The organism is Bacillus sp. FDAARGOS_1420 (genome assembly GCF_019344915.1).
Taxonomy (GTDB): Bacteria; Bacillota; Bacilli; order Bacillales; family Bacillaceae_G; genus Bacillus_A; species Bacillus_A mycoides.
Genome location: NZ_JAHWJB010000002.1, coordinates 3221632 through 3244688, shown reverse-complemented (window position 1 = coordinate 3244688; position 23057 = coordinate 3221632). Strand labels below are relative to the sequence as shown.

Here is a 23057-nt window from a genome sequence, read left to right as displayed (position 1 = left end):
GAGGTGAAGAGTGTGCAATTTGTTACAGAGTGGATTAGAAATATTATCGTTTTTTTACTCTTAGCGACAATGCTTCATCTTATTCTTCCAAATTCAAATTTGCAAAAGTACGTTAAATTCGTTGTAAGTCTATTGTTAGTCGTATTAATTTTAACGCCTCTATTTAAGTTGTTACAAACAGATGTAAATGAAGTTATCGCAAATTTCAATGAAGAAAAGTACGTAGCAGATGGATCTGTAAAAAATTCGATAGATTCGAAGAAAAAAGAAATACAAGCTCTAACACGTGCATATAGTTTAGAAGAGATGGCTACCAAAATGAAAAAAGACGTAGGAAAAGAGTTTGAGAAAAAGTATGGTATGACAGTCTCTGGAATACAAATAGTCGCAGTGGAGCATGCAGGAGAAGTAAAGTCAGCGAAAGATATTCAATCTGTTGTTGTGACGTTGAAAGAAAAAGAACGTAGTAATAATGATGCAATCGAAACAGTAAAGCCAATTGAAATTAATATGAAAGAACCTCCAAAAAAAATAGAAGAAACGAATGTAGAAATGAAAGATTTCTTTTCAAGCAGGTGGCAACTAGAGGATAAACAAATCCAAGTTCAGATGGAAGGGAGGACAGGTAGCGTAAATGGACAATAAAGATAAAAATTCGAGGTTCTCATTTTTTCGAAACTTATTAAATGGGGATGGAAAAGAAAGTAATGAGAAGGGGAAAAAGGTAACACCTAAGTTTTTGCTTGTCCTACTCATACTTGGGATTGCGCTTATGTTTTCTAGTAATTTCTTAGCACCTAAAAAAGAAGAAGTGCCTGTGTTTAAAGAAAAGACAAGTCAAAGCCAAGATAAAGATGTACCAACTTTCGGTCAAAAAAACAATGATAATATGTCAAATGTAGAAAAATACGAAAAAGCGTATGAACAAGAATTGAAAGCTTCTTTAGAAGAGATAGCCGGAGTAAAAGATGTAACTATTAAAGTGAACTTAGATTCATCTGAAGAAAAAATACTCGAGAAAAATACAGTAAAACGTTCACAAACGACAGGTGAAACTGATAAAGCAGGCGGGAAAAGGGAAGTAGAAGACGAGTCTCTTGATGAAAAGACAGTCATTATACGTGAAGGTGATAAAGAAACTCCAATTGTTTTGCGAACAGAGAAACCGAAAGTACGAGGTGTTCTGGTTGTAGCAAAGGGAGTGGATAATATACAAATAAAAGCAATGGTAAAAGAAGCTGTGACGCGATTATTAGATGTACCAGCTCATCGCGTTTCAGTATCACCGAAAAATTGATAGGGAGGAAATAAAGTGTTAAAAAAACAAACGGTTTGGCTATTAACGATGTTAAGTTTAGTGGTTGTACTATCTGTTTATTACGTAACAACTCCTGATAAAATGAATACAGCAGCACCGGCAACGGGTGAAAAGATGGGACAAGAAAAGCAAGGTGTTGATAAAGCAGTTACAAAAGAAACAACGAAAGAAACTACAAATAAAGAGACAACAAAAGAAAATACAAGCAAGGAAACTACAAATAAAGAAACAGACAAAAAAGAGAATGACAAAAAAGAAACAAGTAAAAAAGAGGCTAGTGTAACAGTTCAATCAAGCGATGAGAATTTTACAGCGCTACGTATGCAAATGGAAGATCAGCGTAGTGTAGAGAAAGAAAAGTTACAAAATGTAATGAAGTCATCAAAATCTTCAGCAGAAGAAAAGAGTAAAGCGAAAGATAATCTTGATGCCATCACTACGATGGAAACGAAGCAACAATTACTTGAGACAGTGATTAAATCTCAAGGTGGATATAAAGATGCTCTTGTAAGAGCTGATGGAACGGACATTAAAGTAACAGTTAAATCGGCAAAGCATTCACAAAAAGAAGCGAATAAAATTATTCAGCTTGTAAGAAGTGAAGGTGGTCCAAAAGATGTAGGTGTGAAATTTGATCCATCAGTAAAATAAATTATAATAGGTGTTGCTGCTTCAAATTAGATAAAAGAATAATAGAAAAAAGCTATCGTTTTCGATAGCTTTTTTCTATTTCATCTTTGCAGTTGTATTTAGTATTTTCAATTGGAAACGGGGAAATACGCTGTGAGTAAAAGATTAATGGTTCGTGATGATGGTGATTAGTTTTTCCAGATTTGACGTGAATGAAGAGGACCAATGTCCAAATCACTACGGCAGGCAAGAACAGGATGAGCCATATCATATGTCCGCACCTCACTACAATAAATTTGCTACACTTTGAACATACTATTCTTTTATGAAGGAAGAATGAACGGCGCGTAAACAAAAAAATAATATTTGGTAAAAATATGTTTTTTTACCGTAGATAAAATGAAGAATTCTGAGGGAATTACGTTTTTACACTTTGCAGTTTTGAAAAAGTAAAGAATGTTTTTTAGGAAGTGGTCTTGCCAATTTTGTGTGAAACTTGGTATTATTACTAGGTAATAATTTTTTGGTGGAATAATATTTTTACAGGAGTTTCGATTTATAATAAAGAAATATAAATTGGAATGTTTAAAAAATTTAGCGTAAGATGGGAATAGTAAATATTTCTATTAGTAAATGTCATAGGAATAAATTTTCTAATAGAATACATCGTATTTTTACAGTAAATCAGTTTGATGCCAATCTGTAAAAACGGGACAAACAAGAGTATGGGAGTGGATTTTACATGTTTAAAATTCAAGAAGTTCGTGAATTAATTAAATTAATTGATAGCTCTAATATTGATGAATTTGAATACAAAAAAGACGGTACAGCAATCAAAATGAAAAAACGTGGTAATGAAGTTGTTGCTGTGCAAGCACCGGTAACGAAACAAGTAGTACAACCAGCAGCATCTGTTGAAGTAGAAACAACAGTAGCGGCAGCGCAAGTAGAAGTGCAAAAACAAGAAGAGAAGAAAGTTGTTCAAGATGAAAACCTACATAAAATCACATCACCGATGGTAGGGACATTTTATTCCTCTTCTTCGCCTGATACACCTCAATATGTAAGTGTTGGGGACAGAGTATCGAAAGATTCTATCGTATGTATTGTTGAAGCTATGAAATTATTTAACGAAATTGACGCAGATGTAGAGGGCGAAATTGTTGAAATTCTTGTTAATAACGGACAGCTTGTTGAGTATGGACAACCGCTATTTCTTGTAAAAGCGTAATAAGGGAGTCTTTGTGATGATAAAAAAAGTATTAATAGCCAATCGTGGGGAAATTGCTGTACGAATTATTCGTGCTTGTAAAGAAATGGATATTGAAACAGTTGCAATTTATTCAGAAGCAGACAAAGAGTCACTTCATGTGCAAATTGCAGATGAAGCGTATTGTGTTGGACCAACGATTTCAAAAGAAAGCTATTTAAATTTGACGAACATTATTAGTGTTGCGAAATTAACAGGTTGTGATGCAATTCATCCGGGATATGGATTTTTAGCAGAGAATGCAGATTTTGCAGAATTATGCCGTGAGTGTAACTTGATTTTTATCGGTCCAAGCCCAGAAGCCATTTCAAAGATGGGCACAAAAGACGTTGCACGTGATACAATGAAAGAAGCAGGGGTTCCAATTGTACCAGGTTCACAAGGGATTATTAAAAATACCGAAGAAGCGATCGAGCTTGCTAATCAACTTGGATATCCAGTTATCATTAAAGCGACTGCAGGTGGCGGCGGAAAAGGTATTCGTGTTGCGCGCCATGAAGAAGAGCTTGTAAAAGGAATTCAAATTACACAGCAAGAAGCCAGTACCGCTTTTGGGAACCCTGGTGTATACTTGGAGAAGTACGTTGAAGATTTCCGCCATGTTGAGATTCAAATAATGGCAGATACACATGGAAATGCCATTCATTTAGGAGAGCGTGATTGTACAATTCAGCGCCGTCTGCAAAAACTATTAGAAGAAAGTCCATCACCTGCACTTGATGAGAATATTCGCAAGCAAATGGGTGACGCAGCAGTTAAAGCGGCGGTAGCGGTTGATTATACAGGTGCTGGTACGGTTGAGTTTATTTATGAATATAAAACGAAAAGCTTTTATTTCATGGAGATGAATACGAGAATCCAAGTTGAACATCCAGTTACTGAAATGGTAACAGGGATGGATTTAATTAAAGAACAAATTCTTGTTGCTTCTGGAGAAAAGTTATCGTTACAGCAAGAAGAAGTACAATTTAATGGTTGGGCAATGGAATGTCGAATTAATGCGGAAAACCCTGCCAAAAAATTTATGCCATCTCCAGGTAAAGTAGAAATGTACTTACCACCAGGCGGATTTGGTATTCGCGTCGATTCAGCTGTATATCCGGGATATTCAATACCACCTTTCTATGATTCGATGGTTGCTAAATTAATTGTTCACGGAAAAACACGTGAAGAGGCAATTGCAAAAATGAAGCGAGCGCTCAGTGAGTTTGTCATTGAAGGCGTACATACAACAATCCCGTTCCATTTGCAATTGCTAGAGCATCCTGATTTTGTAAAAGGTGAGTTTAACACGAAATTTTTGGAAGAGCATGAACTTGTGACGCAGTGATACATTAAAGGAGGTTTTTTTCATGGCTGAACATATGTTAGATATGGGTCAAGATACAACTCTTGGAAAAGTAGAAATTGCACCAGAAGTAATCGAAGTAATTGCAGGTATTGCAGCTGCTGAAGTAGAAGGTGTAGCGGCAATGCGTGGTAATTTTGCTACAGATGTTGTTGAGAAGTTAGGTAAGAAAAATCATGGTAAAGGTGTAAAGGTTGAATTAGCAAACGAAGATATTATTGTTGACCTTTATGTTGTGATGTATTTTGGTGTAGCAATTCCGGTTGTTGCACAAAAAATTCAAGACAATATTCGCCAAGCACTCTTTACAATGACAGGACTTGAGCCAAAAGAAGTGAACGTTCACATCGTTGGCGTAACATTCGAAACACAAAAAACAGAAATCGAACCAGTGTAAGAGTGGAAAAAGGTGCCTAGTAAAATAGGCATCTTTTTTATCGTTTCATTTCTTCACAAATTAAAATCCTCTAATTATTATACTATTTCAAAAAAAAAGAAAAATAAAACGGTATGTTTCATTTTTCCAAAAAACGTACATTGTGATAAGATATGGAACTTGAAGTTAATCTTTTTATTATTTTTCAGCCTTGTACCCCGTGTGTGAAACGATAAATTGTGTTATTATCATTGTATTATAAGGTTGGAAAATCAATGAAAACTGCAAGAGTAAGTGAATTGACGGCTTATAAATTATAATAATATAACAAAACATAAGGAAAGACTTGAAGTATAAAGGAGAGTTACAATGAAACGTAGGACGGCTAGAGAAAGAGCAATGCAAGCATTATACCAAATGGATATTACAGGTGAATTAGAACCGAAAGTAGCGGTGGAAAATACGCTAGATGAAGGCGAAGAAACAAATGAGTTTCTAGAATCACTTGTTGTAGGATTTGTAGACAACAAAGAAGAGATTGACGCAGCAATTCGTCAAAATTTAAAAAAGTGGAAGCTTGAGCGTATTAGTATTGTTGATCGCAGTATTTTACGTGTAGCTGTGTGTGAGATGAGATACATGGAAGAAATTCCGCACAATGTAACAATTAACGAAGCAATTGAAATCGCAAAAACATTTGGGGATGAGGAATCTCGTCGTTTTATTAACGGCGTTTTATCTAATATAAAAGATACACTGTAATTTCTTTAAGGGGGAAACTTAAAATGGTAGCAGTAATCATCAAAGGAAATGAAGTTGCGGAGAAAAAACGAGCACAATTAAAAGAAAAAGTTGTGAAGTTAAAAGAGCAAGGGATTGTACCAGGATTAGCAGTTATTTTAGTTGGAGAAGATCCAGCATCGCGTTCTTATGTAAAAGGAAAAGAAAAAGGTTGTGAGCACGTAGGAATCTATTCAGAGCTAATTGAACTTCCTGAAACGATTACTGAGGAGCGTTTGCTTGCTGAAATCGATCGCTTAAATGGAGACGACCGCATTAATGGCATATTGGTACAATTACCTTTACCAAAACACATTGAAGAAAAAGCTATCATTGAAAGAATTTCACCGGAAAAGGATGTAGATGGATTTCACCCAATCAGCGTAGGACGTATGATGACGGGACAAGACACATTCCTTCCATGTACACCGCATGGCATTTTAGAATTAGTAAAAGAAACGAATCTTGATATTTCTGGAAAGCATGTTGTTGTAATTGGAAGAAGTAATATTGTTGGTAAACCAGTAGGGCAACTGTTTTTAAATGAAAATGCAACTGTCACATATTGTCATTCTAAGACGCAAAATATAAAAGAATTATCGAAGTTAGCTGATATTTTAATCGTAGCCGTTGGACGACCGAAAATGGTAACAGCTGACTATATTAAAGAGGGTGCGGTTGTAATTGATGTTGGTGTTAACCGTTTAGAAACAGGCAAACTTTGTGGTGATGTTGATTTTGACAATGTATTAGACGTTGCAGGTTACATTACGCCTGTGCCAAAAGGAGTCGGCCCAATGACTATTACAATGCTTCTTCACAACACTGTGGAGTCTGCAAAGCGTGCAGGTGTTGTTTGTCAATAATTTGAATCGGCTATGAGGAGAGAGAAATGGAGAAACAATATTTAACCGTTACAGCGTTAACACGCTATATTAAAACAAAAATAGAGTATGATCCGCATTTGCAGTCTGTTTGGTTAAAAGGAGAAATTTCCAACTTTAAATATCATAGTCGTGGTCATATGTATTTTACATTGAAAGATGAAAATGCAAGAATTGCAGCGGTTATGTTTGCGGGTCATAATCGTAACATTAAATTCAGACCGGAAAATGGAATGAAAGTACTTGTAAAAGGAAAGATTTCTGTTTATGAGGCGAGTGGTTCTTATCAAATTTATATTCAAGACATGCAGCCTGACGGAATTGGAAACTTGCATTTAGCTTATGAGCAATTAAAAGTTCGTTTAGAGGAAGAGGGCTTGTTTTCTCAAGTTTATAAAAAAATAATTCCTCCGTATGCTAAAACAATAGGTGTAATCACGTCGCCAACAGGAGCAGCAATTCGCGATATTATAACAACAATTAAACGTCGTTATCCGATTGGAAATGTTATTGTGTTTCCTGTACTTGTACAAGGGGAGTCAGCAGCTCCCTCGATTGTACAAGCAATTCGTACAGCGAATGAAATGGGAGATATTGATGTTTTAATTGTTGGACGTGGTGGAGGCTCTATTGAAGAATTATGGGCCTTTAATGAGGAAATAGTTGCAAGAGAAATTTTCACAAGTGAGATTCCGATTATTTCGGCTGTAGGCCATGAAACAGATTTTACAATCGCAGATTTTGTCGCGGATTTACGTGCACCAACACCGACTGCAGCAGCTGAGCTGGCGGTACCTAATACTATAGAGTTACAAGAAAAGGTATTACAAAGAACTCTGAGATTGCAAAGAGCAATGAGAGAAAGAGTACATAAAAAAGAAGAAAAGCTGCAAGTGTTACAAAAATCTTATGCGTTCCGTTATCCAAGGCAAGTGTACGAGCAAAAAGAAGAGCAGTTAGACAGGGCTCTTGAACAACTTGTTTTAGCGAAAGAGCGTTATATAGATAAAAAAGTAAATCAATTAAAGCAACTTTCATTTTATTTAGAAAAGCACCACCCATCTCAAAAAATTATACAAACGAAAACGGCAATTGAAACGTTGCAAAAGCAGTTGCAACGTGAAATGCAAACATTACTTCAAACGAAGGAGTTCGTATTTGTGAGAGCGGCTCAAAAGCTTGAGGTATTAAGCCCGCTTAAAGTAATGATGAGAGGGTATGGGCTTGTATACGATGAAGAGAAACAAGTATTAAAAAGCGTGAAAGATGTTAGCCTTGGAGATGCTGTTTCGGTTCAATTACAAGATGGAATACTAGATTGTAGCGTATCAAGCATAGAGGAGCGTGAATTGAATAATGGAAAATAAGTTAAGCTTTGAAGAAGCAATTTCGCAGCTTGAGCATCTCGTTTCTAAGCTTGAACAAGGTGATGTACCTTTAGAAGAAGCAATTTCTTATTTTAAGGAAGGCATGGAATTATCTAAGCTTTGTGATGAGAAATTGAAAGATGTACAAGAACAAATGGCAGTTATCCTTGGGGAAGATGGAGAGCTTAAACCGTTTACTGCTTTAGGAGATGAAGCATAGTGACACATATAGCTTTTGATGCTTTTTTGAAAGAGAGTAAAACTTTCGTAGAAGAAAAGCTTGTAAGCTATGCAAATGAATTACAATGTCCAAATGTGCTTCGTGAAGCGATGGCATATTCTTTGGAAGCGGGTGGGAAACGTCTCCGCCCGTTACTTTTATTTGCAACGTTACAAGCGTTTGGGAAAGAAAGAAATCTTGGAGTGGGTGCAGCTTGTGCCCTTGAAATGATTCATACATATTCGTTAATTCATGATGATTTACCTTGTATGGATGATGATGATCTAAGACGAGGAAAGCCTACAAATCATAAAGTATTTGGTGAAGCAATGGCAGTTTTAGCGGGAGATGGTTTGTTGACATATGCTTTTCAAGTTATTATGGCATATGAGCAAAAAGAAATCTCTGCTGAAAAAAAAGTAAGACTTGTACTTGAGCTTGCGAAAGCAGCAGGACCTGAAGGAATGGTTGCTGGACAAGTGGCAGATATGGAAGCTGAAGGAAAACGACTTACAATTAATGAATTAGAGTACATCCATAATCATAAGACAGGTAAACTGCTTGAGTTTGCTGTACTTGCAGGAGCGATACTTTCTGATGCTACAGAAGAGCAAGAAGAGAAGTTACTTGCATTTGCGAAATATATCGGTCTAGCTTTCCAAATTAGAGATGATATTTTGGATGTAGAAGGAACAGAAGAAGAGATTGGAAAACCGATTGGTAGTGATGCTTCCAACGAGAAGAGCACATATACGACGTTATTTACTGTAGATAGAGCAAAATCTATTTTAGAGGAGAAAATTGCAAAAGCAAAAGATTCTATTAGCTCCTTACAATTACAAGATGAATATTTACTATCTATTTGTGATTTAATCGCAAAACGTAATAACTAATATAACAGCGTTTCCATTTGTTGAGTCATTCATCATTTTATGATATAAATGTAGGAAAAGGTTTTTCTTTTCTTGTTATTGGCAAAAATATATGTAGATTACATTGCCGTTATCACTTCGTGTTAGCGGCTATTTTTTTCATCACGTAAAGAAATATGATGTATAATATGATAAGTGAAAAAATGGAAGTGTTTTCTGAAAGCAGGACAAGATAAAAAGAATAGAAAAGATAATTTCTTGTGTTGTGTAAATGTTTCTTATAATATTTGACATGTTGACAGATTATGAAATGAAAGTGAGTGATCCATGTGGATCTAACGCAAATTCAAAACCCTAGTTTTTTGAAAGATATGTCTATCAGTGAACTAGAGGGGTTGAGTGAGGATATTCGTAAGTTTTTAATTGAAGAGCTCTCTCAAACAGGTGGACATATTGCACCTAATTTAGGTGTAGTAGAACTCACAATTGCTCTGCATAAATTATTTGATAGTCCGAAAGATAAGTTTTTATGGGACGTAGGACATCAATCCTATGTACATAAAATTTTAACAGGGCGTGCGAAAGAATTCGGCACATTAAGGCAATACCAAGGCCTATGTGGTTTTCCAAAACGCTGTGAGAGTGAGCATGATGTTTGGGAAACTGGTCATAGTTCAACGTCGTTATCTGCTGCAATGGGAATGGCTCTAGCACGTGATTTAAAGAAAACGGAAGAATACGTTATACCAATCATTGGCGATGGTGCATTAACAGGCGGAATGGCTTTAGAGGCATTGAACCACATTGGGCATGAAAAAACGGACATGATTGTTATTTTGAATGACAATGAAATGTCAATTGCACCAAACGTCGGTGCACTTCATAATGTACTTGGTCGTTTACGTACCGCAGGGAAGTACCATTGGGTAAAAGATGAACTAGAGTATATATTGAAGAAAATCCCAGCAGTCGGCGGGAAAGTTGCTGCGACAGCAGAGAAAATAAAAGATAGTCTAAAATATTTACTAGTATCAGGCGTCTTTTTTGAAGAATTAGGCTTTACATATTTAGGTCCGGTCGATGGGCATGATTATGAAAAGTTATTCGAAACGTTGCAATATGCAAAGAAAACAAAAGGCCCAGTACTTGTTCATGTTATTACGAAAAAAGGAAAAGGTTATAAACCAGCTGAAAGTGACGTTATTGGAACTTGGCACGGAACAGGACCGTATAAAATTGAGTCAGGTGACTTCGTTAAACCGAAAGAAGTTGCACCAGCATGGAGTGCTGTTGTTAGTGAAACAGTGCTTAAGCTAGCGAGAACGGATGAACGTATCGTTGCAATTACGCCTGCAATGCCTGTTGGATCGAAACTTGAGAAATTCCAAAAAGAATTTCCGGATCGCATGATTGATGTAGGTATTGCAGAGCAGCATGCTACAACAATGGCAGCTGGTATGGCAACACAAGGGATGAAGCCGTTCTTAGCAATTTATTCAACATTTTTACAAAGAGCATATGACCAAGTTGTTCATGATATTTGTCGCCAAAATTTAAATGTTTTCATTGGAATAGATCGCTCTGGATTAGTAGGAGCAGACGGTGAAACGCATCAAGGTGTATTTGACATCGCGTTTTTACGTCACTTGCCGAATATGGTGCTTATGATGCCGAAAGATGAAAATGAAGGTCAACATTTAGTATATACAGCGATGCAATACGAAGATGGACCGATTGCTTTACGTTATGCACGCGGAAATGGACTTGGCGTTCAAATGGATGAAGAATTAAAGGCGATTCCAATCGGTACATGGGAAACGTTAAAAGAAGGCACACAAGCAGCAATTTTAACGTTTGGTACGACAATCCCGATGGCAATGGAAGCAGCTGAGCGTCTTGAACAAGCTGGAGTATCAGTGAAAGTAGTGAATGCTCGCTTTATTAAGCCGATGGACGAAGCATATTTACATGAGCTTTTAGGGAAAAATATACCGATTTTAACGATTGAAGAGGCTTGTTTAATCGGTGGCTTTGGAACGGGAGTAGTTGAATTTGCTTCTGAGAACGGATACCATAGTGCTTTAATTGAACGAATGGGTATTCCTGATCGCTTCATAGAGCATGGTAGTGTAACAAAACTGTTAGAAGAAATTGGTTTAACGACAGATGCTGTTGTAGACCGTATTCATACAATGATTCCATCAAAACAAAAAAGGGCGTAACAAATGAGCGTAAAAAAAGAAAGAGTAGATGTACTATTAGTAGAGCGAGGGCTTATAGAAACGCGTGAGAAGGCTAAACGTGCTGTTATGGCAGGTCTTGTATATGCGAATGAAATGAGACTCGATAAGCCAGGGGAGAAAATCTCGCAAGATACGGAGATTACGGTGAAAGGGCAAGTCATGCCGTATGTAAGCCGTGGTGGTTATAAGCTTGAAAAGGCATTAGAAACATTTCAACTTGATTTACAAGATAAGGTTATGATAGATATTGGTTCATCAACTGGTGGTTTTACAGACTGTGCGCTTCAAAATGGGGCGAAGTTATCCTACGCATTAGATGTAGGATATAATCAACTTGCGTGGAAATTGCGTCAAGATGAGCGTGTTGTTGTGATGGAACGAACGAACTTCCGTTACGTGACACCGGCAGATTTAGAGCGTGGTTTACCGCAGTTTGCAAGTATTGATGTTTCATTTATATCATTAAGGCTTATATTGCCGGTTTTAAAAACAATGCTTATGCCAAATGGTGATGTAGCTGCATTGATTAAACCTCAGTTTGAAGCTGGACGAGAACAAGTCGGGAAAAAAGGCATTGTTCGTGATAGAAAAGTACATGAAGCTGTCGTGGAAATGATTGTCGATTTTGCTCTTAAGGAAGGCTATAATATCGAAGGTTTAACATTCTCACCAATTACAGGCGGGGATGGAAATATTGAATTTTTAATTCATCTAAAGTGGCACGGTGAGCGTGAGAATGGCGAAAATCATTCTCCGGTTTCTATTGAGCAAGTTGTTACAGAAGCACATGATGTTCTAAAACAAAAAGGGAAAGGGGAATAACATATGTTGTTCCTCTTTTTGTTGTAATCGTATAATGATTGTAAAAACAATTGTGTACAAGTAATGGATTATACGGTAACATAAATAAATGAAGTATACCAATGTTTAAACTATGGTAAGAGATAGTGTGAGGTGCAAATGTATGAATAAAGGTCAGCGCCATATTAAAATCAGGGAAATTATTGCTAACAAAGAAATTGAAACACAAGATGAACTAGTTGATATTTTACGTAATGTGGGGTTTAATGTAACGCAAGCAACAGTATCGCGCGATATTAAAGAACTGCACTTAGTGAAGGTGCCATTACATGATGGCCGCTATAAATATAGCTTGCCAGCAGATCAACGATTTAATCCGTTGCAAAAATTAAAACGAAATCTAGTGGATTCATTTGTAAAATTAGACACGGCAGGACATATGCTTGTGCTAAAAACATTGCCTGGTAACGCTCATTCACTTGGGGCACTCATTGATCATTTAGAGTGGGATGAGATCGTCGGAACCATTTGTGGTGATGATACTTGCTTAATTATTTGCCGTACACCTGAAGATACAGGTGTTGTCTCTGATCGTTTCTTAAATATGCTTTAACAGAAAAATCTTGTTTACTTTCCTCTGTAAAGTGGAAAGTAAACAAGATATTTTTATTGGCGAAAAATACGGATTTTCAAATACAATACATTATTTTTTTTGAATGAAGTTAGAAAATAGGTGGATTGACCCGTAAAACGAATGTTTGGTACAATGGAGCGGGTTAGAAGAGTAATTTATACATACAAACATATAGTATAACTATTTGAATGAAGAATACTGAGAAAAGCCCTTAATAGGGGATTAGTTTATAACGAGGTGAATGGGGCATTGTTATCGGAATTATCGATCAGAAACTTTGCTATTATTGAGGCATTAAATATTTCTTTTCAAAAAGGTTTAACCGTTTTAAGTGGTGAAACAGGAGCTGGAAAATCCATTATTATTGATGCAATTAGTTTGCTTGTTGGTGGCCGTGGTTCAGCAGAATTTGTTCGATATGGAACAGAAAAGGCTGAGATAGAAGGCTTATTCTATGTAGAAGATGACAAACATCCATGTATCGCAAAGGCAGAAGAGTTAGATATAGAAATAGAAGATGGCATGATTATTTTGAAGCGTGACATCGCTGCGAACGGAAAAAGTGTCTGTCGTGTAAATGGGAAACTTGTTACACTCAGCATATTAAAAGAGATTGGAAAAACGCTAGTTGATATTCATGGACAGCATGAAACACAAGATTTAATGAATGAAGAGCGTCATATGTTTATGCTTGATCATTTTGATGGAAATCGCATTGTTAAACAATTGGGCATATATCAAAATGTATATACAGACTATGAGAAGTTAAAAAAACAGCTGAAATCTTTAAGTGAAAATGAACAACAAATGGCCCATCGTCTAGATTTAATTCAATTCCAACATGAAGAAATTCGTAAGGCGGATTTAAAAATGGATGAAGAATATGAATTGACTGAGGAACGATTAAAAATCTCCAATTTTGAAAAGATTTATAAAGCATTAGGAGATGCGTATCGTTCGTTAAGTGGAGACGGACAGGGATTGGATCACGTAAGAAATGCAATGGGACAAATGGAGAGTATTACGCACTTAGATGAAGCGTATCAAGAAAATCATGATTCTATTGCAAATAGTTATTACTTATTAGAAGAAGTTGCATACCAGCTTAGAGAAAAATTAGACATGATGGAATACGATCCGAAACGTCTAGATGAAATTGAAACACGTTTGAATGAAATCCGTATGTTAAAGAGAAAGTATGGAAATACTGTAGAAGAGATTTTAGCGTATGCTGATAAAATTGAACAAGAAATTTTTACGATTGAAAATAAAGACGTACATATTGAAACGACGAGAAAGCAGTTAACGAAATTAGAAGGTGTTATTGTAAAAGAAGCAACGTTGTTAAGTACTATGCGTCATGAGCTTGCAGATCATCTTACAAGCGCTATTCATCAAGAATTAAAAGAACTATATATGGAAAAAACGAAATTTGAAGTGAGAATTATGAAGAGGGTAGGAAATGTAGAAGAACCTCTCGTGGAAGGAACACCGGTAAAACTTACGGCTGATGGCTACGATCATGTGGAATTTTATATTTCAACGAATCCGGGTGAACCGTTAAAGCCACTTTCAAAGGTCGCTTCTGGCGGAGAGTTATCTCGTATTATTTTAGCTTTAAAAAGCATTTTTTCTAAGCATCAAGGTGTTGCATCTGTTATTTTTGATGAAGTGGATACGGGTGTGAGTGGTCGGGTTGCACAGGCTATTGCGGAAAAAATTTATCGTGTATCAGTAAACTCGCAAGTACTTTGTATTACGCACTTACCTCAAGTAGCTTCAATGGCGGACTCTCATTTATTTATTAGAAAACAAGTGGCGAATGATCGTACGATTACATCGGTTACTGTGTTAAGTACGGATGAAAAAGTAACAGAAATTGCTCGGATGATTTCTGGTGTTGAAATTACAGATTTAACGACAGAGCATGCGAAAGAGTTACTTACGCAAGCGCATCATTTCAAACAGACAGCAGAGGCTATCCAGTAATGGATAGCTTTTTTTTCTCAAATGACGATTTCTTAATTCTTCCGGTTATAAATAAAGCGCTGCAAGGAGAGATTAAAAAGTGAAGCCAAGAGGCTGAATGTGGGGTAGGAGCGAGGAGAGTGAACAAATTGAAATTAGAAAGATTTCGAAAAATAATAGGTCTTTGTCTCCTTGTTTCTCTAGTTTTTATTGGATGTTTTAAACCGCTTCGAACGTTTATTTCATCGCCGAAGCAACTTGTTGTTTTTGAAGGACAACAATCAGAAATAGCATCATTACCAGTTTTTAAGGCTGCATCTACAAATCGTAATGTGTTTACTGTAAGTTCAAATGAACAAGAACTTATGGTAAATTCTCACCAAAATGGTGAAGCTGATATGGTGTTTCAACTTGCTGGTTTTCCAGTGAAAAAAGTAAATGTGAAAGTATTAAAAGATTTTAAAGTTATTCCAGGTGGACAATCGATTGGTGTAAAATTGAACACAAAAGGTGTACTTGTTGTAGGCCATCATTTAATTCAAACTGAAAAGGGTAAAGTATCTCCTGGTGAAACAGCTGGTGTACAGATTGGAGATATGATTACTGAAATCAATGGTAAAACAATTGAAAGAATGAGTGATGTAGCACCATTTATTCATAATAGTGGAGAAACAGGTGAACCGCTTAATCTTGTTTTATTAAGAGATGGAAAATATATTCGTGCTAAGCTAACACCACAAAAAGACAATGGTGAATCCTCTTACCGAATTGGACTGTATATTCGTGATTCAGCAGCTGGTATCGGAACGATGACATTTGTACATCCAGATTCTATGAAATATGGAGCGCTTGGTCATGTAATTTCTGATAATGATACAAAAAAGCCAATTCAAGTAGAAGATGGACAAATTATGCGTTCGACAGTAACGTCTATTGAAAGAGGAAGTCACGGGAACCCGGGAGAAAAATTAGCAAGATTTTCACCGGATCGTGAAGTGATTGGTAATATTACAATAAATAGCCCGTATGGTATTTTTGGGAAATTAAACACAGATATGACAAACGGCATAATGGATAAAGCAATGCCTATCGCATTATCCCATCAAGTAAAAGAAGGGGCAGCGAAAATATTAACAGTTATTGATCAAGATAAGGTGGAAGCGTTTGATATTGAAGTTGTTAGTACGGTACCACAAAAGTTCCCAGCTACAAAAGGTATGGTTATAAAAGTGACAGATAAACGTTTACTAGCAAAAACAGGTGGTATTGTACAAGGAATGAGTGGAAGTCCGATTGTACAAAATGGGAAAGTAATTGGTGCGGTTACACATGTATTTGTAAATGATCCAACGTCAGGATACGGTGTTCATATTGAATGGATGTTACATGAGGCTGGAATTAATATTTATGATCAAGAGAAAAAAGCGAGCTAATACATATTAGCTCGCTTTTCTTTTGAAAAATTCGTTGAAATTTTGTAAAAGCTCCGCAAGAGCTGTTTTTTGTTGTAAGATATAAGCAAAGGGTTGAACGTTTCGCTGTAATTCTATGATGGAATGTGTTGCGAAAGTAAAAAAATGAACGATAAACATATTTTTTTGTGATTTTATCGGAAAGTAAGAAACTTTAAAGGGAATTTTCACACAATTGTCGAACAATTCATGTAGCCTAGAAGCTTACACATGTCGGAAGAATCGATTCGGTAAGGGAGGAAAAACTGTGGAGAAAATTAAAGTATGTCTTGTGGATGATAATAAAGAATTGGTATCGATGCTAGAGAGTTATGTTGCTGCCCAAGATGATATGGAAGTTATCGGAATTGCTTACAATGGTCAAGAATGTTTAAACTTATTGAAAGAAAAGCAGCCTGATATACTCGTTTTAGACATTATTATGCCACATTTAGATGGTCTAGCTGTGCTAGAGAAAATGCGACATATTGAAAGATTAAGACAACCTAGCGTTATTATGTTGACAGCATTCGGACAAGAAGATGTGACGAAAAAAGCGGTTGATTTAGGAGCATCATATTTCATATTAAAACCATTTGATATGGAGAATTTAACAAGTCATATTCGTCAAGTTAGTGGTAAGGAAAGTGCTACTATTAAACGTCCATTACCATCTTTCCGATCAGCAACAACGATCGATGGAAAACCGAAAAACTTAGATGCGAGTATTACAAGTATCATTCATGAAATTGGTGTACCCGCTCATATTAAAGGGTACATGTACTTACGAGAAGCAATCTCTATGGTGTACAATGATATCGAATTACTAGGATCTATTACGAAAGTATTATATCCAGATATTGCAAAGAAATATAATACAACAGCAAGCCGTGTTGAGCGCGCAATCCGTCACGCAATTGAAGTAGCTTGGAGCCGTGGGAATATTGATTCTATTTCGTCCTTATTTGGTTATACAGTATCCATGTCAAAAGCAAAACCTACGAATTCCGAGTTCATCGCAATGGTTGCGGATAAGCTAAGACTTGAACATAAGGCTAGTTGAGATTAGTATATTCAAAATAAATATTTTTATAAAAGATCAATGAGTTTAAAACACTCGTTGATCTTTTGTTTTGTTTCCCACATTCATAATTTTAGTGGGTAAGTTATCCGTGATATAATAGGTGATAATAAAAAGCCCTGCAAAACAGGACTATATTATTCTTCGTCTTTATTTTGTTTTTCTAATTCAACTAACTTTTGTATTAAAATATGCTGTGGCATATGCATAAGTTGTTCAAGTGGAACACCTAACGCTTTTGATAGGCGGACTGCAGTGTCTGGAGAAATTTGTAATGGTCTCATAGAAGTACCTCCTTTTTCGTATAGTATAGCATAAGATTGGGGGAGTGAGGATGACTCTTATATTTGCACATCGTGGTGCAGCGGGAACGTATCCGGAAAATACAATGATTTCATTTGAAGCGGCGGAGGCTTTCGGGGCAGATGGAATTGAACTCGATGTTCAATTCACGAAAGATGGAAAAGTTGTCGTTATTCATGATGAAACGGTGGATCGGACAACAAATGGAAAAGGTGCGGTTCGAAATTATTTATATGAGGATTTATGTAAGTTGGATGCGAGTTATAAATTCGGTGACAAAGTAGGTTTTTGCAAAATACCTCTTCTAGAAGAGGTGTTAGAATGGCTCGCAAAAACGAAATTGCTACTCAATATTGAACTGAAAAATAATAAAATTCCATACAGAGGTTTAGAAGAAGAGGTTATAACGCTTGTACGTAAGTTTAGTCTAGAGGATCGTGTTATATTTTCTTCGTTTAATCACTACAGTATGAAAAAATGTCATTTGATGGCTCCTGATATTCAAACAGCTATTTTGTATCGTGAAGGTTTGCATAGCCCATGGGCATATGCAAAAAAGATGGGTGCTACTGCAGTACATCCGAATTATCGTTATCTTCAAGATGCTATCGCTGAATTAACGATGGAAAGTGGTGTGGAGGTTCGTCCTTACACAATAAATGAAGAAACGCTTATGCGTAAATATTTTGATATGGATATATCAGCGATTATTACTGATCATCCTGAAACAGCAAGAACTTTATTACCGATAAAAAAATGAGACCTAATATAATGGTCTCATTTTTTTATCGGTATGTGAAAACTTTGTTCTATCTTCTGAAGCGAGCTTGCACTTTATTTCTCTTACGATCTCTGTGTAAGACGAAGCCGCCGAAAATATAAAACCCGAGTGCAAAGCAAAGAGCGCCGATTAAAAATTGTAACCATAATATAGGGATTGGGGAGAATAAAATCCCAAATACAGTATCTCTCATTAGTTTAATACCAAGCACGGCTAATGAAATTGGGATGAGTGCTAATGATAGAGCGAGGTAACGCTGCATACATAACGCTCCTTTTCAGATTATTTTGTGTATTTTAATGATGTTATATGGAATGGGGGTTTGTCAAGAGGTTGCTGAACGAGTAAGATAAGAATGTGAAAAATTTTGCAGAGATACTTCGAGAGGAAGTGTAATGTATGAAACAAAATGTGTTAATTGTTGGAGCAGGTGAAGGTGGGAGTACACTGCTGAGTCTGTTGCAAAATTCGAATATATTTCAAATTATAGGGGTTATTGATATTAATCCAATTGCGAAAGGATTACAAATCGCAAAGGAACATGGAGTTCCGATTGGTGATAGTGTAGCTCCGTTTCTTTCTATGCATATTGATGTAATGTTTGATATGACAGGTGATTATGATTTACATAAAGTGTTATTGGGAAGTAAGCATAAAGATACTCTTCTTATACCAGGGGATATTGCAAAAATTGTTACGAGACTAGCGCATGAGAAGGAAAGTTTAATTGGAAAGCTAGAAGAACAGACGCAACAAGGGAATTTAATTTTAAATTCAACGCATGACGGTATGATTGTTATAGACCAAGAGGGACAAGTTCGTCTGTTTAATAAAAGCGCAGAGCGTATTACTGGATATAAAAAAGAGGAAGCAATAGGGAAATATATTTTAGAAGTTATTCCAACGAGTAAGTTGCTTCGTATTATACGCACGAAAAAAATAGAAGTGAATCATGAACTGACGTTAGAGAATGAAAAAAAGATTATTACAACGCGTATTCCGATATTAAAAGAAGGTGGAGAGGTTCAAGGGGCATTTGCGATTTTTAAAGACATTACAGAAGTTGTAGATTTAGCGGAAGAAGTTACAGACTTAAAAGAAATTCAAACGCTACTTGAGGCGATTATTAACTCATCTGAGGAAGCAATTTCGGTTGTTGATGAGAAAGGAAGAGGACTAGTTATAAACCCTGCTTATACGAAGTTAACGGGTTTGACTGAAGAAGAAATTATTGGGAAGCCGGCTACAACTGATATTGTGGAAGGTGAAAGTATGCATATGAAAGTACTTCGGACGCGCCGAGCGGTACGAGGAATACATATGAAGATTGGGCAAAAAAAGCGAGATGTAATTGTAAACGTAGCACCGGTTATTGTCGATGGAATATTGAAAGGGAGCGTCGGGGTAATTCGCGATGTATCAGAAATTCAAAAGTTAACAAATGAATTGAATAGGGCAAGACAAATTATTCGAACGTTAGAAGCAAAATATTCATTTGATGATATTGTTGGTGATTCAGATGAAACGACGGCAGCTATTGAACAAGCAAAACTTGGAGCGAATACACCGGCAACAGTATTGCTTAGAGGGGAATCTGGTACGGGGAAAGAGTTATTTGCACACGCTATTCATAACAGTAGTAATCGAAAATACAATAAGTTTGTACGAGTAAACTGTGCTGCTATTTCTGAGACCTTATTAGAAAGTGAATTATTCGGTTATGAGGAAGGTGCGTTTTCTGGAGCGAAAAGAGGCGGGAAACGAGGGTTCTTTGAAGAAGCGAATAATGGAAGTGTTTTTTTAGATGAAATCGGAGAGTTATCTGCAAATACGCAAGCGAAGCTCCTTCGTGTGCTACAAGAAAAGGAAATTGTGAAAGTAGGGGGAACGAAAGCGATACCTATTAATGTTCGAGTGATCGCTGCGACGCATGTGAATTTAGAAAAAGCTATTTTAGAAGGGAATTTCAGAGAGGACTTATATTATCGTTTAAATAAAATCCCGATTCAAATTCCTTCCCTTCGTCAGCGTAAAGGAGATATACCAGCGATTGCAGAAAGGTTAATTCAAAAAATTAATCAAGACTATGGTCGTAATGTAGAAGGACTCACCGATTCAGCCGTTTCGTATTTACAATCATATGAATGGCCAGGGAATGTTAGGGAACTTGAAAATATTTTAGGACGAGCTATTATCTTTATGAATTATAACGAGATATATATTGATGTACATCATTTACCGCCTTTACATAAAGAAGAACAAGTAGAGACGAAACAAAATAATTTATTACCTGAATTAGAAGAGAAGGCCCTTGAACACCTAGTGACAGAATTTGAGGGGAATATTATCCGTGAATATTTAGAGAAATTTGATGGGAACAAAACGAAGACTGCAAAAGCGTTAGGAATTTCAGTTCGAAACTTATATTACAAGCTAGAAAAGTATGACTGTGCAAAAAATAGCATGCAATAAATTGCGTACCGCGCAATTTATTGCACGGTATACAAAAAGCGACAAAACGAGACAGAATATTCCGTTGTTTTCCAAAGTATTGATTTTACTGCATTTTGAATGCGTTTTCATTATTGGTAAGACCACTTTTAAAAGTTGGCACGGTATTTGCTTGATGAATAGACGAGGGACGACGGAAAGGGTTGATTACAAAATATGAAGTTAGAACACTTAATTGATCAAGCAGCAGGACAGCCTAAAAAAACTGTTGCTGTAGCAGTAGCTGAAGATCATGAAGTAATTGAAGCTGTAGCGAAAGCAATCAAGTTACAGCTAGCTCAATTTCGTCTATATGGAAATCAAGAGAAAATAATAGGGATGCTACAAGAGCATGGGTTACAAACTTCAGAACATATTGAAGTGATTGCAGCAGCGTCAAGTGCTGAGGCTGCAGAACTTTCTGTTAAATCTGTAAGCAATGGCGAAGCAGATGTGCTAATGAAGGGGAACATCCCAACAGCAAATATTTTGAAAGCTGTATTAAATAAAGAGTGGGGACTTCGTAAGGGCAGCGTGCTTTCACATGTTGCAGCGTTTGAAGTTCCAAATTACGATCGTCTTATTTTTGTTACAGACGCAGCGATGAACATTGCACCTGATGTAACACAAAAAGCTGCTATTATACAAAATACTGTAGAAGTTGCCCAGGCAATAGGAATTGATTTGCCGAAGGTAGCGCCAATTGCAGCGGTAGAGGTTGTTAATCCTGCGATGCAAGCGACAATTGATGCAGCGATGTTAACTCAAATGAATCGCCGCGGACAAATTAAAAATTGTGTCGTTGATGGACCACTTGCTTTAGATAATGCAGTATCACAAATTGCAGCAGAACATAAAGGCATAGTAAGTGATGTAGCAGGTAAGGCAGACATTTTACTCGTCCCAACGATTGAAGCTGGAAATGTGCTATATAAATCACTCGTCTATTTTGCAAATGCAAAGGTAGGAGCGATGATTGCTGGCGCTAAAGCACCGATTGTTTTAACATCACGTGCGGATTCAGCAGAAACAAAAGTATATTCATTAGCATTGGCAGTTGCGACTGCTTCAAAATAAACCAAATAGGGTAAAACAATTAGGGGGAAACGACAATGACATTAGAAATCTTCGAATACTTAGAAAAATATGATTATGAGCAAGTGGTATTTTGTCAAGATAAAGAATCTGGTTTAAAAGCAATCATTGCAATCCATGATACAACACTTGGACCAGCTCTTGGTGGAACAAGAATGTGGACATATGATTCTGAAGAAGCGGCGATTGAAGATGCATTGCGTCTTGCAAAAGGGATGACATACAAAAATGCAGCAGCTGGTTTAAACTTAGGTGGTGCAAAAACAGTAATTATCGGTGATCCACGTAAAGATAAAAGCGAAGCGATGTTCCGTGCATTAGGACGCTACATTCAAGGGCTAAACGGACGTTACATTACAGCTGAAGATGTTGGTACAACAGTAGATGATATGGATATTATCCATGAGGAAACTGATTTTGTAACAGGGATTTCACCATCATTCGGTTCTTCTGGTAACCCATCTCCAGTAACTGCATACGGTGTTTACCGTGGTATGAAAGCAGCTGCAAAAGAAGCATTTGGTACAGATAACCTAGAAGGAAGAGTAATTTCTATTCAAGGTGTTGGTAACGTAGCGTATCACCTATGCAAACATTTACACGCTGAAGGAGCAAAATTAATCGTTACAGATATTAATAAAGAAGCTGTACAACGTGCAGTAGAAGAATTCGGTGCAACAGCAGTTGAGCCAAATGAAATTTACGGTGTTGAATGTGATATTTACGCACCATGTGCATTAGGCGCAACAGTTAATGATGAAACTATTCCACAACTTAAAGCAAAAGTAATCGCAGGTTCTGCAAATAACCAATTAAAAGAAGATCGTCACGGCGACCTAATTCATGAAATGGGTATTGTATACGCACCAGACTATGTTATTAATGCAGGTGGCGTAATTAACGTAGCAGACGAATTATATGGATACAATAGAGAACGTGCATTAAAACGTGTTGAGTCTATTTATGACACAATTGCAAAAGTAATCGAAATTTCAAAACGCGATGGCATAGCAACTTATGTAGCAGCAGATCGTCTAGCTGAAGAGCGCATTGCAAGCTTGAAAAACTCTCGTAGCACATACTTACGCAACGGTCACGACATTATTAGCCGTCGCTAATCATTCATATATAACTTTTACAAAAGG

Annotated in this window: 24 protein-coding genes; 21 read left to right on the top strand and 3 right to left on the bottom strand. The window is 36.6% G+C overall.

Annotated elements, in window-relative coordinates:
- Positions 1 to 12: 12 nt before the first annotated feature.
- From spoIIIAF to I6L50_RS26785, 3 genes are read left to right on the top strand one after another with little or no spacing between them, the layout of a single operon-like run.
- Positions 13 to 645 carry a stage III sporulation protein AF gene (gene spoIIIAF, locus I6L50_RS26795; RefSeq protein WP_113935555.1) on the top strand — a complete coding sequence of 211 codons (633 nt, stop codon included), beginning with the start codon at positions 13 to 15 and terminating at the stop codon, positions 643 to 645.
- Positions 635 to 1297 (top strand): stage III sporulation protein AG, encoded by a 663-nt coding sequence (spoIIIAG, locus tag I6L50_RS26790; RefSeq protein WP_113935554.1) that lies wholly within the window; start codon positions 635 to 637, stop codon positions 1295 to 1297. Before spoIIIAF ends, spoIIIAG begins: the two co-directional genes overlap by 11 nt.
- A gap of 15 nt (positions 1298 to 1312) precedes the next feature.
- A complete protein-coding gene (locus I6L50_RS26785) occupies positions 1313 to 1969 on the top strand; it encodes a SpoIIIAH-like family protein (protein ID WP_002067104.1) in 657 nt (218 codons plus the stop codon).
- 52 nt (positions 1970 to 2021) lie between these two features.
- Here I6L50_RS26785 and I6L50_RS26780 read toward each other — a convergent pair whose 3' ends face one another.
- Positions 2022 to 2219 (bottom strand): hypothetical protein, encoded by a 198-nt coding sequence (locus I6L50_RS26780; RefSeq protein ID WP_012261697.1) that lies wholly within the window; start codon positions 2217 to 2219, stop codon positions 2022 to 2024.
- 471 nt (positions 2220 to 2690) lie between these two features.
- On the opposite strand from I6L50_RS26780, the gene accB reads away from it, so the two are divergent.
- The 14 genes from accB to spo0A all read left to right on the top strand — a co-directional run bounded on the left by accB (position 2691) and on the right by spo0A (position 17225).
- Positions 2691 to 3179: an acetyl-CoA carboxylase biotin carboxyl carrier protein gene (gene accB, locus I6L50_RS26775; protein WP_002067078.1), complete on the top strand. Its 489-nt coding sequence runs from the start codon at positions 2691 to 2693 to the stop codon at positions 3177 to 3179.
- A gap of 16 nt (positions 3180 to 3195) precedes the next feature.
- Positions 3196 to 4548, top strand: a complete 1353-nt coding sequence (accC, locus tag I6L50_RS26770; RefSeq protein ID WP_002067079.1) for an acetyl-CoA carboxylase biotin carboxylase subunit — start codon at positions 3196 to 3198, stop codon at positions 4546 to 4548.
- Between the two features lie 22 nt (positions 4549 to 4570).
- Positions 4571 to 4963 carry an Asp23/Gls24 family envelope stress response protein gene (locus I6L50_RS26765; RefSeq protein ID WP_000807630.1) on the top strand — a complete coding sequence of 131 codons (393 nt, stop codon included), beginning with the start codon at positions 4571 to 4573 and terminating at the stop codon, positions 4961 to 4963.
- A gap of 348 nt (positions 4964 to 5311) precedes the next feature.
- Positions 5312 to 5704: a N utilization substance protein NusB gene (gene nusB, locus I6L50_RS26760; RefSeq protein WP_113935553.1), complete on the top strand. Its 393-nt coding sequence runs from the start codon at positions 5312 to 5314 to the stop codon at positions 5702 to 5704.
- A 23-nt stretch (positions 5705 to 5727) separates the two neighbouring features.
- Positions 5728 to 6588: a bifunctional methylenetetrahydrofolate dehydrogenase/methenyltetrahydrofolate cyclohydrolase FolD gene (gene folD, locus I6L50_RS26755; protein ID WP_113935552.1), complete on the top strand. Its 861-nt coding sequence runs from the start codon at positions 5728 to 5730 to the stop codon at positions 6586 to 6588.
- A gap of 26 nt (positions 6589 to 6614) precedes the next feature.
- A complete protein-coding gene (gene xseA, locus I6L50_RS26750; RefSeq protein WP_002192510.1) occupies positions 6615 to 7973 on the top strand; it encodes an exodeoxyribonuclease VII large subunit in 1359 nt (452 codons plus the stop codon).
- Positions 7963 to 8193 carry an exodeoxyribonuclease VII small subunit gene (gene xseB, locus I6L50_RS26745; protein ID WP_000428422.1) on the top strand — a complete coding sequence of 77 codons (231 nt, stop codon included), beginning with the start codon at positions 7963 to 7965 and terminating at the stop codon, positions 8191 to 8193. The genes xseA and xseB overlap by 11 nt, the downstream gene beginning before the upstream one ends.
- Positions 8193 to 9086, top strand: coding sequence for a (2E,6E)-farnesyl diphosphate synthase (gene ispA, locus I6L50_RS26740; RefSeq protein ID WP_002015072.1), 894 nt, complete (start codon positions 8193 to 8195; stop codon positions 9084 to 9086). Before xseB ends, ispA begins: the two co-directional genes overlap by 1 nt.
- 308 nt (positions 9087 to 9394) lie before the next feature.
- Positions 9395 to 11287: a 1-deoxy-D-xylulose-5-phosphate synthase gene (dxs, locus tag I6L50_RS26735; RefSeq protein WP_002067083.1), complete on the top strand. Its 1893-nt coding sequence runs from the start codon at positions 9395 to 9397 to the stop codon at positions 11285 to 11287.
- Positions 11288 to 11290: 3 nt separating this feature from the next.
- Positions 11291 to 12130, top strand: a complete 840-nt coding sequence (locus I6L50_RS26730) for a TlyA family RNA methyltransferase (RefSeq protein ID WP_002015074.1) — start codon at positions 11291 to 11293, stop codon at positions 12128 to 12130.
- 142 nt (positions 12131 to 12272) lie between these two features.
- Positions 12273 to 12722 (top strand): arginine repressor ArgR, encoded by a 450-nt coding sequence (gene argR, locus I6L50_RS26725; RefSeq protein WP_002015076.1) that lies wholly within the window; start codon positions 12273 to 12275, stop codon positions 12720 to 12722.
- Positions 12723 to 12992: 270 nt separating this feature from the next.
- On the top strand, positions 12993 to 14732 hold the full coding sequence (gene recN / locus I6L50_RS26720; protein WP_002088564.1) for a DNA repair protein RecN: 1740 nt from the start codon (positions 12993 to 12995) through the stop codon (positions 14730 to 14732).
- A 119-nt stretch (positions 14733 to 14851) separates the two neighbouring features.
- Entirely contained in the window at positions 14852 to 16144 is a 1293-nt protein-coding gene (gene spoIVB, locus I6L50_RS26715) for a SpoIVB peptidase (protein WP_219303519.1), read from the top strand.
- Between the two features lie 286 nt (positions 16145 to 16430).
- Positions 16431 to 17225, top strand: coding sequence for a sporulation transcription factor Spo0A (gene spo0A / locus I6L50_RS26710; protein WP_002015081.1), 795 nt, complete (start codon positions 16431 to 16433; stop codon positions 17223 to 17225).
- A 155-nt stretch (positions 17226 to 17380) separates the two neighbouring features.
- On the opposite strand, the gene I6L50_RS26705 is transcribed toward spo0A, so the two are convergent.
- The gene (locus I6L50_RS26705; RefSeq protein WP_001247671.1) at positions 17381 to 17527 is read right to left on the bottom strand and encodes a YycC family protein; all 147 of its coding nucleotides are present in this window, start codon (positions 17525 to 17527) and stop codon (positions 17381 to 17383) included.
- Between the two features lie 50 nt (positions 17528 to 17577).
- Between I6L50_RS26705 and I6L50_RS26700 the strand changes: the two genes are divergently transcribed.
- Complete coding sequence (locus I6L50_RS26700) at positions 17578 to 18306, top strand: glycerophosphodiester phosphodiesterase (protein WP_219303518.1); 729 nt, start codon at positions 17578 to 17580, stop codon at positions 18304 to 18306.
- A 49-nt stretch (positions 18307 to 18355) separates the two neighbouring features.
- Here the strand turns inward: I6L50_RS26700 and I6L50_RS26695 are convergent, their stop codons facing one another.
- The gene (locus I6L50_RS26695) at positions 18356 to 18589 is read right to left on the bottom strand and encodes a DUF2627 domain-containing protein (protein ID WP_002111735.1); all 234 of its coding nucleotides are present in this window, start codon (positions 18587 to 18589) and stop codon (positions 18356 to 18358) included.
- A 137-nt stretch (positions 18590 to 18726) separates the two neighbouring features.
- Between I6L50_RS26695 and I6L50_RS26690 the strand changes: the two genes are divergently transcribed.
- The 3 genes from I6L50_RS26690 (at position 18727) to I6L50_RS26680 (ending at position 23030) form a co-directional block, all read left to right on the top strand.
- The gene (locus I6L50_RS26690; protein ID WP_219303517.1) at positions 18727 to 20799 is read left to right on the top strand and encodes a sigma-54 interaction domain-containing protein; all 2073 of its coding nucleotides are present in this window, start codon (positions 18727 to 18729) and stop codon (positions 20797 to 20799) included.
- Between the two features lie 195 nt (positions 20800 to 20994).
- The gene (gene yqiS / locus I6L50_RS26685; RefSeq protein ID WP_002033959.1) at positions 20995 to 21894 is read left to right on the top strand and encodes a phosphate butyryltransferase; all 900 of its coding nucleotides are present in this window, start codon (positions 20995 to 20997) and stop codon (positions 21892 to 21894) included.
- 35 nt (positions 21895 to 21929) lie between these two features.
- A complete protein-coding gene (locus I6L50_RS26680) occupies positions 21930 to 23030 on the top strand; it encodes a leucine dehydrogenase (RefSeq protein WP_002015088.1) in 1101 nt (366 codons plus the stop codon).
- The last annotated feature ends 27 nt before the right edge of the window (positions 23031 to 23057 follow it).